The sequence below is a fragment of the Nocardia noduli genome (assembly GCF_019038455.1).
GTDB lineage: Bacteria > Actinomycetota > Actinomycetes > Mycobacteriales > Mycobacteriaceae > Nocardia > Nocardia noduli.
The window spans coordinates 1-13,818 of the sequence record NZ_JAFMPL010000057.1; the positions used below are offsets into that span (position 1 = coordinate 1).

General features: G+C 64.6%; 14 protein-coding genes and 1 pseudogene. 9 read left to right on the plus strand and 6 right to left on the minus strand.

Annotation, left to right across the window (positions count from 1 at the left end; all coding sequences use genetic code 11):
• A partial coding sequence (locus JZ792_RS25355; protein ID WP_216914113.1) for a hypothetical protein occupies positions 1-483 on the plus strand: 483 nt, incomplete at its 5' end.
• Positions 484-1,209: 726 nt separating this feature from the next.
• Here JZ792_RS25355 and JZ792_RS43035 read toward each other — a convergent pair.
• Entirely contained in the window at positions 1,210-2,061 is an 852-nt protein-coding gene (locus JZ792_RS43035) for an abortive infection family protein (RefSeq protein WP_216914115.1), read from the minus strand.
• 334 nt (positions 2,062-2,395) lie between these two features.
• On the opposite strand from JZ792_RS43035, the gene JZ792_RS25365 reads away from it, so the two are divergent.
• Together JZ792_RS25365 and JZ792_RS25370 are read left to right on the plus strand one after the other, a co-directional pair.
• Complete coding sequence (locus tag JZ792_RS25365; protein ID WP_216914117.1) at positions 2,396-3,160, plus strand: hypothetical protein; 765 nt, start codon at positions 2,396-2,398, stop codon at positions 3,158-3,160.
• Positions 3,161-3,491: 331 nt separating this feature from the next.
• Entirely contained in the window at positions 3,492-3,659 is a 168-nt protein-coding gene (locus JZ792_RS25370) for a glycosyltransferase family 2 protein (RefSeq protein WP_438804382.1), read from the plus strand.
• Positions 3,660-3,843: 184 nt separating this feature from the next.
• Here JZ792_RS25370 and JZ792_RS25375 read toward each other — a convergent pair whose 3' ends face one another.
• From JZ792_RS25375 to JZ792_RS25390, 5 genes are all read right to left on the minus strand, one after another.
• Positions 3,844-4,596, minus strand: a complete 753-nt coding sequence (locus tag JZ792_RS25375) for a cytochrome P450 family protein (RefSeq protein WP_308165452.1) — start codon at positions 4,594-4,596, stop codon at positions 3,844-3,846.
• The gene (locus JZ792_RS43040) at positions 4,593-4,937 is read right to left on the minus strand and encodes a cytochrome P450 family protein (RefSeq protein WP_308165453.1); all 345 of its coding nucleotides are present in this window, start codon (positions 4,935-4,937) and stop codon (positions 4,593-4,595) included. Before JZ792_RS43040 ends, JZ792_RS25375 begins: the two co-directional genes overlap by 4 nt.
• 288 nt (positions 4,938-5,225) lie before the next feature.
• Complete coding sequence (locus JZ792_RS25380; RefSeq protein ID WP_216914122.1) at positions 5,226-5,636, minus strand: DoxX family protein; 411 nt, start codon at positions 5,634-5,636, stop codon at positions 5,226-5,228.
• A 623-nt stretch (positions 5,637-6,259) separates the two neighbouring features.
• Entirely contained in the window at positions 6,260-6,451 is a 192-nt protein-coding gene (locus JZ792_RS25385) for a hypothetical protein (protein WP_216914124.1), read from the minus strand.
• Between the two features lie 389 nt (positions 6,452-6,840).
• Positions 6,841-7,410, minus strand: a complete 570-nt coding sequence (locus JZ792_RS25390) for a TetR family transcriptional regulator (protein ID WP_216914126.1) — start codon at positions 7,408-7,410, stop codon at positions 6,841-6,843.
• Positions 7,411-7,731: 321 nt separating this feature from the next.
• On the opposite strand from JZ792_RS25390, the gene JZ792_RS25395 reads away from it, so the two are divergent.
• From JZ792_RS25395 to JZ792_RS25420, 6 genes and pseudogenes are all read left to right on the plus strand, one after another.
• Positions 7,732-8,313: a hypothetical protein gene (locus tag JZ792_RS25395; RefSeq protein ID WP_216914128.1), complete on the plus strand. Its 582-nt coding sequence runs from the start codon at positions 7,732-7,734 to the stop codon at positions 8,311-8,313.
• A gap of 961 nt (positions 8,314-9,274) precedes the next feature.
• The gene (locus JZ792_RS25400) at positions 9,275-9,733 is read left to right on the plus strand and encodes a transcriptional regulator (RefSeq protein WP_216914130.1); all 459 of its coding nucleotides are present in this window, start codon (positions 9,275-9,277) and stop codon (positions 9,731-9,733) included.
• Between the two features lie 722 nt (positions 9,734-10,455).
• A complete protein-coding gene (locus tag JZ792_RS25405; protein WP_216914132.1) occupies positions 10,456-11,667 on the plus strand; it encodes a PucR family transcriptional regulator in 1,212 nt (403 codons plus the stop codon).
• 204 nt (positions 11,668-11,871) lie between these two features.
• Positions 11,872-12,452, plus strand: a pseudogene (locus tag JZ792_RS25410) (FTR1 family iron permease); the annotation flags it as partial.
• A gap of 211 nt (positions 12,453-12,663) precedes the next feature.
• Positions 12,664-13,143: a hypothetical protein gene (locus tag JZ792_RS25415; RefSeq protein WP_216914134.1), complete on the plus strand. Its 480-nt coding sequence runs from the start codon at positions 12,664-12,666 to the stop codon at positions 13,141-13,143.
• A 270-nt stretch (positions 13,144-13,413) separates the two neighbouring features.
• Positions 13,414-13,569 (plus strand): hypothetical protein, encoded by a 156-nt coding sequence (locus JZ792_RS25420; protein ID WP_216914136.1) that lies wholly within the window; start codon positions 13,414-13,416, stop codon positions 13,567-13,569.
• Positions 13,570-13,818 lie beyond the last annotated feature (249 nt).

Here is a 13,818-nt window from a genome sequence, read left to right on the forward strand (position 1 = left end):
GGCGTCGTCGCCGCTTGCAGGACAGCGCCGATCGGACCGTTGTGGGGATGGTTGGTGATCGGTTCCGTCGCTGGACTTGCGCTCGGACTCGCTTCAGCTCCCAGGGTTCAGATCAGCAACGAAACCGTCTCCACGGCAGCGGACATGATCGCGCGAAGCAGATGGTTCTCGCTGTACTTCTCCGGCATGAGTTCGGTTGCCTACTTCGTGATCCTGTATCCGCTCATCGGCTTCGGCGGTACAGCGATCTCCGCATTGATCGGAACAGCGATGGGGTTGGGTAACAACGCATGGGGACGATGGGTCCTGGTGACGCGCCTGTACCTGCTCGGCCGAGTCACCCCGGACATCCTCGGCTTCCTGGACGCGGCGCATCAGCGAGGAGTACTGGGCCAGTCCGGTCCCGTCTACCAGTTCCGCCACGAAGAGCTGCGCCGGACGCTCAAACCCACACGGCGGCCGACGCAATTTGCGCCGCAATGAAGCACAGCACTCAATCGACAGCCGCCGCAGGCGGCGATACCGTGGTCGAGCGGACTCACTCAACGACGATGTCCATACATCCGGCTGTCGGTACACCTCTGGAGCGCAGCATGCCTCAGGCAGAGCGGTGCGCAATCCCGAAACTTGAGAGGCGCGGATAGGCCGCGGCGAACAACATGGGGCTGAAGAAGTGCTTGCGCGACACCGGTCATCTGGCACTCACTTGCCCGAACACATCCCAAGAGCGCAAAGCGTGCGCGCGCTAGTCGAACAGGCATGTTGACCGACGGGCTGCGGTTTGTGGGTCGGTTTGTACGCGAAGTATCTGCTCGGGAGGGGAGCAGACGGGAACGAACTCGGCGTGCGCCTTCGAGCTCGCGATGCTGGGTGCGGGCGATGTCGAAGGCTTCCTGTTGGGTTTTCTCCCAGATCTCAGCGACATAGCGTCCGCGGACCAGGACGCAGAACCAGCGGCTGGTGGCGGTGCTCGCCGCTGACCAGCAGGTTGTGTCGGGAACGTCGGGGGCGGTGGCGGGAGTGAGTCTCGCGTCGCCGAGGGTGTAGTAGCCGACGGTGGCGGCAAAGTTCCGATGCTGCGTATCCCCTGTCCCGTCATCGCTGCTGCGGCGTTCTGTCGGCATCGCAGTCTCCGTCCCCAGGTAAGCCCGTTCGAAGGACGTGGACGGTACGGCCCGGCGATGTGTCACAGGCTGGTCAATAGGGCAGTCAAGCGCCCGGAGCAGCACTACGATCGTGCAGGGTGTCCAGCATGAATGCCGACCATGCGATGGCGGCTCGCACGGCCAGGCGTCCGTGGCGCAAGGCCAGACCCTCCGGTGGTCGTTCAGGACCGTGGCCGTCGCCTGCTTCGTTGCGCAAGTTGCGCAAGGCGAACGCCAGTCCGGTCAACCTCTGCATGGCTTCGCGCTCGTAGCCGGTCAATGATGCCGCGTCGATACGTAGGACCTTCATCGACGTGTTGACCACGGAGTTGAAGTCGATCGTCGGATCGAACGGGACACCATGTTCGGTCAACACAGCCTTCGCCGTGGCTTCGATCAGGTTCTTCGCCTTGCCGATCGCGGCTCCGGGGTCACCGCGCAGGCTGGCTTCCATCCGTGCCAGCTCACCTCGGATCGCTGCCGGATCAGCGACCAGGCCACCAGCCGCGTCACCGAAATCGGCAATCGCGGCGGACACGTCCCCAGCGGATTCATCGGAGAGCCGCGCGTCCAGTGCCTGCTTCGCACGGTCGGCCCGCTCGAGGAAGAACAGTCGACGCGGGGCGTGTGACCCGCGTCCGCTGTGACGCGCCTTCGCCGCCGATACCGCCTCCCCCAGAGTGGACCATGGGAAGGGTGGCGAGATCTTCAGGGGCGTCAGGATTTTGTTCAGCTTCTGGTTGTTGCGCGCATACTCCGCAGAGTTGCCACGAGACTTCATGTCCGCCGGGTTGGCCGCATCGATCAGGGTGCCGAGAAGCATGTCGATCAGCTCGTGCGCTTCTGCCAGTTGTTCGCTGGGATCCTTCACCGGCTCCGGGGGCAGTTCCCAGTCGTCATCGAAGTCGTTTGCCACCACAGCGACAGTCTTGCAGTACGCGCGCTGGAGTGCCTTCCATTTGGTCGCCATCTAGCCGGGGAGGTGTTGCGGCAGCAGTCGCGGAGCCGGTGGGCTGCGGCATAGCTGATCTGCGGATATGCTGTTTACGAGGTCAGGTCGGCGATCAAATCGCTCAGCCCCGCAGCAAGCTGAACGATCTCTCCCATACCCCGGCCCGACGTTCGTAGCCGAACATATTGTGTGCGGACTTGTGCACAAGTCCCACGGCGGCCGAGGCATCGACCCGGGGCAGGTGAATACTGTTGGGATGCCGACGTTTCCACCCTCCACTCGGCCCGAGGTAGTCCAGTTGCTGACGGCCCTCAACGACGACCTGCTGCTGTCGATCGCGGTCATTCGTATGGCCCCCCGAGGGGGATGGAGTTTCCTCGACGCCATCGAAGAAATGACGAAGTCGCCTTCACAGGCAACGGCGTGGCGACAGCGATCCAACGGGACCCTCGAAGAGGATTCATTCGAGATCGTCTTACCGCTACCCGTGCGATTCGATGTGTGCGACCCCTACGGATTCCGGATCGACACACCAGCTTCTGCAACCACGATCGAGGCCGACAAGTTCCTCGAAGCGTTCGGCGCGAACAGTCCTCAGAGCGAAGCGGTGAGTCGGATGTGGGTGGCGTGGTTCTACGCCCTGTGGGACGAGGACTACCGTCACCGACTGGCGGCCATGCACGGCTGTGAGCCTCGGGACATCCAGCACGAGTACTTCGCCGATCTCCGCAAGATGCGTCATGACACCACCCACGGCAGAGGGCTGGCGCGTGGAAACGGAGCCGCGCGCTGCACCGTCCTGACGCCGTTTCGCGAAGGTCACCCGATAGTGCTCCGTTTCACGCACTTCCGAGAGATCGTCGAGAAATTTCCGTGGAACTACCTTGCCGCGAAGCCCGCCCCACGACCCGCACAAGCCAAATCACTGACGGTGAGCGTAGACGAGGCCCTCGCCGAAAAGTTTCGGAATGCTGCTGCAGCCGATGGAACGAAGGTACACGCCGCGGCGGAGGAAGCGATCACCATGTGGCTGGCGGCACGAGCCAGTTCGGCGGGTACATAGGAGTGGCGATAACGACTCATGCAGTCCTGCCGGCGACGCTGGGAGCCAGCACCGCGCCGACGGTGACACCGATCCAAATCGTCGCCCGGCCGACGATCCGCCGCGTCCGGAAGCCCGGCGGCGTCGGGCGCTCGGACGCGGCCGAGGGACTTCCAGTGGAACAATCTGCCTGGTCGGTGGGGTATCAGTGCACACAGCCGACGCGCTCGTCTGGTAGGTTCGCCGGCATGCCCGGCGAGGAGAAGACGGTCAGTGCGGTCCTGGTCACCTAGCGCCGAGGATCTACCCGCCCTGCTGTAAACGTTGCCTGCCGCGGTGCAGCAGTGCGACCTTGACGGTCGTCAGGGTGGACAACGTCTCCACCGACGACAGTGTCTACCTGGTGGAGACCTTCGGCGGCCGGGTGATCCGCAACCCGCGCAACGCCGGGCTCTCGGCGGCGAACAACCGGGGGCGCCGCGGCGACGGCTGCGCCCTTGACCCTGGTGACCAACCCTGACACCCAGCTCGCGGCCGGTTCGATCGTCGCGCTGGTGGAAACCATGCGCGCCGACCCGATGATCGGATCGTGGATCGGGCGCCTGGACGGTACCCCGTACCGCGGATCTCCCCGCGCCACGAATCGAGATTCTCTCACGCCGAGATCCACGTTCGGCAGGGCCGATGTCCTCTGCCGGGATCTTTCAGAAGGCGACCGGCAACGCGGTCAGTGCTCGGTGGAAGGGGCCGGGTCTCCATCGCGGTATCGAGTCGGGGAAGTCGGCGCGCATTTCGGGGAGCACGTCGAGGAGTTGGTCGATCGTGCAGGTCGCGATCTCGTAAGCCATCGATGTCGCGGGGCACGCGTGCGGCCCGGTGCCCCATGCCAGGTGCGAGCGGTTTCCGGTGATCTCGCCCGCGCGTACGGCCGGATCGTTGTTACAGGCGGCGATACTGATGAGTACCGGCTGGTGAGCAGGCAGCCACACGTTGTCGATGAGGATCGGACGTCGGGGAAACGAGGTCATGAGGTTGGCAACCGGTGGATCATTGAAGAGCACTTCATCGATAGCGTCTCGTGAAGTCAGTGATCCACCGAGGACCTCGTCACCGAATTGCTGGTCGGTGACGATCAGTAACAGCGCGTTGGCGATCAGGTTCAGTTCGAATTCGATGCCGGTGGCGTAGAACTGCAGAATGTGCTGCGATAGTTCCTCGTTATCGAGCTGTGCGGGGTGCTCGATGAGAGCTGAGGTGATATCGGCACCGGGATGGATGCGTTTGAACGCCGCCAGTTGCCTGAGTGTGTGATCGAGTGTGCGGGCGTGTTCGTCTTCGACGTTCCCCTCGAGTACAGCGGCGATTCCGCGGGCGAGCCGACTGCCGATATCGGGCGGACAGCCGAGCAGGTGGTTGATGATTTCGAACATCAGCGGGAACAGGTACTGTCCGATCAACTCGGCACGCCGTCCTCGATGAAGCCGTCGATCAGTTCGGTCGCAGCGGATTCGACGGTTCGGTGCAACGCCGACAGATCCACTCGGGCGAGCCCGGCCACGGCGGCTTGGCGGTAGCGATGAAAGTCGGGGCCGGTGTTCTTGCTTGCGAGGGGGCGCCACCGCAGCAACGGCAGGACCGGGCAGTCGGCGGCCACGGACTCTTCCCATACCCGCGGATCGGTCGGGAAACTGTCGGGGTCGTTGAGGACCTGCAACGCGCAACGATGAGTCAGGATCAAACTCGCCGCGATTCCCGGTGCCAATTCCACCGGCGCCACCGCGCCGTACGCTCGACGCATCTCACGATAGAAATGATGGGGATCTGCCGCGAAATCCGGCGTGAATATCGGCATTCCCGGCCGCGGGTCGGTGGGCGAGCCCGACATTATGGGGTTCGACGGGGGCAGATTCTGATCACTCACCTTGCGCTGCTCTCGACTCTGGAAACGAGGCGAGACCGAATGATCGGGGTCTCGCCGAAGATGGGCCGATGGGCTCCTTTGCGCAGGGTGTCGACACGGGTCCCTGCGCGCTCGGGCACGAGTGCCCAGGCCACCGAGCAACGCAGACGCGGCCTATCGGCTGGCCTATCGGCGGGCATCGCGGCTTACCGACAGGGCACCGGTGATCAACGGTATTTGCAGTGGAAGGCGAGCGAGGGCCCGCACTTTCCAGCGGGTCGAGGATTGCGGGGCGGCCAGGGCATCGGCCGTCATCTTGATATTGGCCGGGAACACCGCGACGAACAGTAACGCCGCCAGACCTCCACCGATACCGCGGGTTCTCGGCAGGGCCAGTAGGACCGCGATCCCGATTTCGGCCGCACCGGAGACATAGGTGTAGGTGCGGGGCTTGCCCGGCAGTCCGGTCGGGATGATCGCGTCGAAGAATGCCGGAGATCTGAAATGCCCGACGCCCATCGCCGCGAGCAGAGCGGACAGCGCGAAAGCGGTGCGGTGCGTCGATCGCTTCGGTCCGTTCTCGATATTCTCGCCCATATCGGGATCCTCACTGGTGTCGAAGGGGCACGCCCCCGTGGTCGCGGGCAGTTCATGACGCGATGCGGTGTCGTTGCCCGCGTACTGCGGGGCGATCTCGTGGGCGCGCCGCTCGACCGAGGTCGGGCGCGCACCTCGCCTAACCGAGAACTGTTCGCACGCAGGGTTTTCGAATTCGACGCTGTCAGGGCCTCATCCGGACGGCCGCGGGGCAGATGAGGGGTCCCGGAGGCCGGCCGGATGAGTTCGGGGGGATGTGTGGTCGTGGTCGAGTCGCGGTTGCTCCGAGACGGCGTTCTCCCGGTTGCGGGTGTCGATTGTTTCTCGTGCGGAAATTCGTCCGATCCGACTCGCTCTCCTCTCCCGATCGAGGCGGAGGTGAGCCGAACGCACGCACGCCACCGCACCCGGCGACACCAACCGGGGAGTTTTCTCCGGTTCGCACCGTAGTGTGCTCGACACCGACCTTCCGTGTCAACCATGCGGGTCCGGCACGACGAATCAGCTTGGTAATACTTCATATTGGCGAAGTGCGCCCCATGGAACGAGTACGCGGGACCGCCCGCGCGGCGTGCCGATCTCGATTCCGGTCGCCGTTGGTACTGGGCACTACAGCACGGCGTTCAGGAAAGCAGGCGTGCGGCCGCGGCCAGATGCACGCGACAGTCGTCGGGGCGATGATCGTTGTGGAGCTTGCGCAATTCACGTGCTCGCTCGACGGTCAGATCGGTCAGGCGCAGACCACACAGGTGTTCGGCCAGCCGACTGTCGGCGCGAACGTAGGCGTCGCGGGTGGAGGTATGGCTGAACTTCATCGGTGAACCTTTCCGGGAATGGGTCGGCGACCTCGCGACACCTTCCCCGGACCCGTCGCGTCTCGCGGCGGAAGCCACGGTCGCCGACCTGCCGGTCGCGGTGCTTCGTCCGAGCACTCGAACCCGTCGATGACTGCCGGGGACCGCGCCGGAGCTCACTCCGAATCGCTCGAATGCCCAGCGCGGCAGAGTATTACACGGGCGATCCGAGTCCGTTACCGTCCGGACAGTCTGTTCTGCGATCGAACCGGAGAGTGCCGATCGGCTCGTGACACGACAACGCGACCATGGCCTCCACGTGCCATCACCCACGACCTGGGGACCGAGGCGTCACGTTCTCCGACTGCCGCGACAGCGCGCGCATTGTGGAATCGTCGAAAAGTGTTCGCTCATTCCGGCGCGACGGGCGGGTGACGGAGGCCGTCGAGCAGTAACCGCCATGCCCGGTCCGCGACAGCGCGCCGTGCCGGTTCGGCGGTCTTGGTCAGCAGGGACGCGACCAGGGCGATGGCCAGAACCACCTGGTCGACAGTGACACCGGGGTCGAACATCCCACTGCTGTCGGCGGCGAGTTTGTCGGCCAACAGCGCCTCGACTCGACGCCGCAGGGCGGAATGGGCGGGATCGCGGATGTCCGGGCGTAGCGTCGCCACGAAGGCCGTGCAGTCCACCAGTTGGTCGAGGAAGGCGGCGAGCACCCGTTCCAGGGTGCCGTCGGGATCGGCTGCGAGTTCTTCCAAGGCCGCGATGTCCTCGTCCAGGACTGCGCGAGTGAGACTTTCGATGTCGGGGAAGTGGCGATACAGCACGCCGGAACTGACGCCCGCGGTGTTGGATATCAGCAACATCGGCGCCGAGGAGCCGTGTTGGGCGAAGACCACACGTGCGGCGGCCATGATCGCGGCCCTGTTGGCGGCCGCGGCCTTGGGTCCACGGTTGACACGAGCGGGTGAGGTCACGCACACTACGATACCAACCGGAGAGTTTTCCCCGGTAGGCAACCGGCATCATCGCGGTTGCGTACGTGCGCTACGTCTGCGTCCACGATATCGCCGATCCGCTCACAGGAAGGTGGCCCTCACCGGCGAGGGCGGCAATTCCATGACACCTCTCACCTCGGCTCCGTGCCGACACCGACCGGGCCGATACCCGCCGGCCGGGACGCGACATCGACCGGACATGCCCACGAACCGACGGCGACGATCGTCACTTCGGTGCGCGAAAACACTTGCACCACAACATAGAAAGATCCACGATACGAGCCCGAACGAGCTTCGACGATGACGGCGGAACACGGAGCCCGCATCGACCACTACTCGGTCGCGCAGTGGCGGGAACTGGCCCGACGCTATCCGCAACGAAAGCGCGCGCTGATTCTGAGCTCGACCGCTTCGGCCGCGGTGCACGGCCTGGGCGGCTGGCTGTTCGACCAGAATTCCGCGGGCTGGGACGTGACCGTCCTCGTGGGCAGCCGCGGTGACGAACCGGCGTTGGCGATCCTGGGCGCACACGTCCTCGACATCGACGCGATCGACGATATCCGCACGACCGAGGCCACGGTCACGACCGTCGCCATCGGTTCGACGTTGTACACCGACGACGCACATGTTCGCGCGCTACCCGAGGCCGACACTCGTGGCCCGGACCAGGCCCGGACGCTGTTCTTCGGCTACGCCCCACCCGCCGATCTGGCGGACACCGTCACCGCCACCACACACCGGATCAGCATCGCGGCGCGAGCATTCAAGGCACAGGCACTGAAATCCATCGGTGGCCCCACCATCGAACCGGCAGCCACGGTCGAGACCGCGTGGGACCGTGATCGCCAACCCCTCGACGCCTTTTCGGTCGCGACGGGCTGAGTCACCGGGTTCCCTGGCATCGAAACCGGGCACCACCCTTCACCGTCCGCAGTCGCGATCCCGCCCCCACCCGGATGCCCGATCACCATCACGGCCGGTGCGGATCCCGACGACACCCGCGGGCGCGGTCGTCATCGATGAGACCATCGACGCCCCCGCGCGAGCACCCGGTCCGGCGGCGCATCACCCGCGGTGCCGAATCCCGGTAATTCACCCATAGGCGCGAACCGATCCGCCCAGCGGACCGGATTCGTCGGCGCATCGAACGAATATGCCGTTGCAGTAGGAAAGCTGTCGCGTCGCGATAGCTGGATCGTTTACGCCATTGCCTGCTGACCGATTGTTCAGCACATCTCCGCAACCCGCGATAATAACGGAAATATCTAGTATCAATTGCTTTCATCGTGACAGCTTTCCCGCATCGCGAGTGGCCGGATTGACATTCTCAAATAGCGAGAATAACCTTCTCTCAAGGGGTGCGACGACAGAATTAGGCAGATTCGAGTGCAAACCAGCGACAACAGTTTTCACGAAGACTGCTCGGCGGTGGGCAGTATCCCGTCGAGGGTCGACAGCGATCAGTATCTCGGTGACACCGAGAGCCGCAAGTCGGCGAGTTCGACCGCCCCGGATTTATGCCGGATCGACAACGACGCGGTGACACACACACGGGTGCGCGATGTCCTGAATTACTTCGGCAAGTGCCCCGACTGCGGGTACACCGCGCGCGCCTCGGCGATTGCCCGGACGTTGCGGAGCGGGGTCGTGCACACGACAGTACAGGTGGATTGCGCTCTTCCGTGCGGATGGCAGGCGAACGCCCAGAGCCACACGAGCGCGATCGAGCTTCACCCCGGACCTCTCGTCGCGGGGTGCGGAGCACCTGCCCTCTCATCTCCGGAGGCGAAGGACGCCCGCCGAAACACCGCACGCGCACGCCGCTCGGGAAAGCGCTGAGTACGTGACGACCGACTTCGCGACGAAGCTGAACAGGCTGTTCGAAATAGTGCATCCTCGCGGCAGGCCGCATCTGACCAATGTCGCGATTGTTTCGGCGTTGGCGGCACAGGGACGCCGGATTTCCTCCCCGTACCTTTCCCAATTGCGGAGGGGAACCAGAACCCAGCCGTCCCGGCAGACAATCGAAGCTTTGGCACGTTGTTTCAAAGTCGGACCCGAATACTTCACCGATGACGATTACGCGGCGAGGGTGTACAACGACTTGACCATTGTGTCCGAATTGCACGGATATCAATTGCGCCGTTTGATCTGTGCCGCGTTCGACCTGTCGGAAGAATCTAAATCTCTACTCATCGAGATGGCCGAAAAATTGCGATTGTACGAAGGGCTACCTCCGGACGAGGGCGACACCGCCGCATCGGCGCCGAGCGCCGTCGCCGAAATCCGCGAACGAAAGTGAGGAGGAGTGTCGGATGGAATCCGAATCGCAGATCCAACCGCGCCGAGATCGATACGGACGCTACGCGGCCGCACGTGAACGTGACGGAACCGCTGTCCTGACCTGGCCACGATGGCGGCGCAGTGTGGATGGACCACGAGGTGCGGACTCGTTCTGGCCCGAACAGGGTAGAGCGGCGAGCACCGTGTTCGACCACCGCGCAGATCGCGGTGTCGAGGGCACGCTCGCGATACATCTCGCGCCGCTCCTGACCGGCATCGTCTCCGTCGCGCGCGCTGCTCGATGCCCGCTCGGCGCTGGACCTGGTTTTGAGCACCGCCATCACTACTGCGGTCCCCGCACTCGCCGGACCGGAGCGCGCGCCGAACAGGTCCGATCGTCGTCGACGAGATCCTATATACCGTGCGACGAATTACGCTCGCCGCCAACACCACTCGATCCGGCCCGGATCCCGGTAGCTCTACAAGACCTGCTGCCCCCGAGGTCGAGAGCGCTGCCCACCTCCGAATGGGACGGCGGGCAATGACAACCGACAGGCATTGCACGGCCGTCGACGGCGTATCGTGCGGACCGTCTCGTCGTGGCGTCCCGGCGTACACGATATCGCCGAGATCGCCAGGGCCGCAGCGACGTTCGCCGAGATCGACGACGACGCTGCGGGATTATTCGGATCCGTGGGTCGCTCACACTTTTTCGCAGCGTCGGCACGAGACGAGACGGACATGGTTGCCTACAGCGGAATAGATGTCGGGAGTCTGTCCTTCGAACAGATCCAGCTACGCAGAATCGGCGCCTCGGCACCGGCCCTGACGAGCTACCTCACCGGATGTGTCGCGGCGGTTCAAGCAGCCCGCGGTGACGACCTGTCGGAATGGACATCCGATTTCGTGCGAACGTGCCTGGACCAGGTCGCCGTGACGTTCGGGGTGCTGAACGCCCCCCACTCGCAGCGTCGACTCAGCGAGGCGACGGCGGCGATGGCCCGACACGGAGTCGCGCTCGACTCCCTGATCCGCACTGTCGTGGAAGGATTCGAAGCCGATCTGGGCGTGGTCGTCGATGATCTGTGCCGCTACGTCCACGGCGCCGACCCCGACCGCGCCGGACTCAGCACGGTGAAGATCCTCGGCGAAATCACCGAGCTGATCGGTCGTGCCTTCGTCCGTGAGATCCGGGCACTGACCAGCGCCTACGACGCTTCGGCCAACGAACTCACCGCCGCGTTGCTGGCAGGTCGACCCGCCGACGCCATCGCCCGCGAATACGGAATCGAGCTGTATGAAAGGTATTTCGTCTTCGCGTTCTCCTGCGGCGCGAGCGACCCCGAGATTTACGCGGGCCTCGACAGTGCCGTGGTGACCAGAACGAGGAAGCTCCGGATAGAAACCGATCTCTCCGCGGCACTGGGGCTCACCCTGCTGGCCACGGTGGGGGTCGACACCGGAACAATTCTCGTCCCCGACAGCGGACTCGACGGCGAAGATCTGGACAAGCTGTCGAGCCAGGTGTCGCATCTGCTTCATGCCCCGGTCATCGCGACCGTCGAACACGCGGCGACAGCCGAGATCCCCGGTGCGGCCCGACGCGTACACGAACTGCTCACGATGGCGATCCGCTTGGGCCGCGTCCCCGCGGTGTATCGAATGGAAGACCTCGCCATGGAATACCAATTGACCCGCCCGGGCCCGGCCCGCGACGCGCTCGAGGCCGTCTTGGCCCCCCTCGACGACCGACCGGACCTGAGACAAACACTCACCTGCCATTTCGACACCGGCCTGCGAAGGAACAGAACAGCGAAACTGCTGCACATACACCCCAACACCGTCGACTACCGGATGCGAGCCGTGATGAAGCTGACGGGCCTGGACCTGTTCGACTCCAGCGACCTCTGGCTACTACGGTCCGCGCTGCTGGCTCGAGCGTTCCGCCGGTAGAGCAGTCCAACGAGCAAAATGGCGGCGTGCAATCCACAGGGCGGCATCGATACTTGACATCGACCGGTCTGACTCAGCAGGTCGATGTGCTGGGCCCTCGCCGACGGTCTCGGGGATGTTTCCGTTTCCAGGCCCCTCGGGCGCGGGCGGTGCTGCCCTGTCAGACGGTGAGTAGGGCCTTGATGGCGCATCGTTCGTCAGGACGTGGCCGTACGGGCACTCGCCTCCGATGCGCCATCGGTTGCCGCGCAGTTGTTCGGCAGCGGACTGATCGGTGTGCGTGATGGCCTCGAAACCGGGATCGTTGTCATGATCCTGGTCAAATCCGGTGATCGCGGTGCGCTGAAGTAGGTCGCGGCCGGGGTGGGAACGGCGATCGCGCTGGTCGCGGCGTCGCCGGTGTGTGATTCGGCACCTCGACGGTCACCGGGGTCGCGGCCGAGCTGATCTCGGGGTCGCGTCGTTGGCCGCGGTGGTGATCGCCACCTGGATGGTGCTGTGGATGCGTACCGCGTCGCGTTCGATCTCGACGGATCTGAAGGCGGGGATGGCGAAGGAGGTCGCGGGCGGCCCGCTCGCGGTGTCGGCGCTGGCATTTCTCGCGGTGGGGCGCGAAAGGGGTGGAGACGGCGTTGCTGATGGTCGGCTACGCGGAGAATGCCGAGGGAAGCCGCTGGCCGCTGACCGGTCTGCTGCTGGGGAACGTGGTGGCGGCACTGCTGACGGTGCTGCTGTACTTCGGTGCGATTCGTATCAATTTCGCGGTGTTCTTCAAGTACACGGGGCGGTCGCGGATCAGCTTGGGCAGGAGCCGGGCTTTGGGCAACTCCGGATTGCGGCACGGTTCGGATGCGTGTCCGAGGGAGAGACTCCGGCAACCCCTGGCACGACGTCGCGGATCCATCCAATCCGTCCAACCACCCTTTTGGATGGGGAAATGACCCGCTGTAGTGGCGATTGTCCACACCGGACGATCACCGAAAGCAGGCATCTGACATGAACACTCACACCACCCGCCGCCCGAAGTCGCGACTGCTGGGACTCGCGGTAACCGCGGTGGCGGCGATCTCGATCGCGGGGCTCGCTCCCGCTGCGGAGGCCAGTCCCGCCCACAACAACACCGATCCCTACAGCACCGGCTGTAATTCCGGCGCGAGCCTGATCCACACCTACTACACCAGCGGTGGTCGCTTCGACATGTTCTATTCCGGCACATGTCAGACGAACTGGATCCAATGGACCGGCCCGAACGTGTGTACCTGGAAGCGGGTCCAATCGCCCTACGGCAGTTGGACGCAGTGGGAGAAGGACAAGGCGACCTGGTCCTACTCCATGCAGATCTACGCTCCGGGCAGCAGCACCGTCGATGTCGAATGGGCCGTGGGCAGCCCCGCCTACGGGAACGGGACCTGCGACGGCGGAGCATGGGATTACGCACACGACGTCGGCAGGCACGGCTGGTACTCGGTGTCGTGACCGATAGCGGGTCGGGTGCTGTCACGAGGGGTCAGCACCCGACCCGCTCACGGGCGCAGCAGAATCTGGCCGCGCGCCGGCCCGGTATCAGGCTGACCCGGCCCGGGCGATCCCTGGCAGGACATCCGATTTCTCCCGGGGATGCGTAAGGACCGGTTTCTTGGTGGCACCGGCCGTGGAACACGGTGTGAGCGGGAACTGGTTCGGGTAGAACTACCGTGCTTCTGAACGGCACGCGCCGTAGATTCGGTGGATCCGGACCACACCGTGGTGTCTGTCGAAGGCCGGGTTCTGCACCGGGTGCCCGGCACCGGGGCCGAGGAGGAAGCCGTCTGGCCGCGCCGCACCGACCGGATACCCGGGTCGCCGAGCGCGGTCCTGAGCGCTGTGGAGGGCGAGAGGGAACTGTCGACCACCGAGTTGTAATGCGCCGCCACTGGAATCGCTTGTCGAACTGACCTGGCCCGCCGATCGGAGTACCTGGTGGCGTTCACGACACCGGGGAACCGCCGGGGCGCGGTCCGAAGCCTCGGGCATTCGATCACCCGCGCGTTCGTTCGCATCCAAGACACTCCCCAGATCGAACAAGGGTCCTCTCGATGAACAAGCCTCGATTTCTCGGCACGCCCTGGCACGACCACCACACCGTGACCTCGGTCGTGGTGGCACACCGGT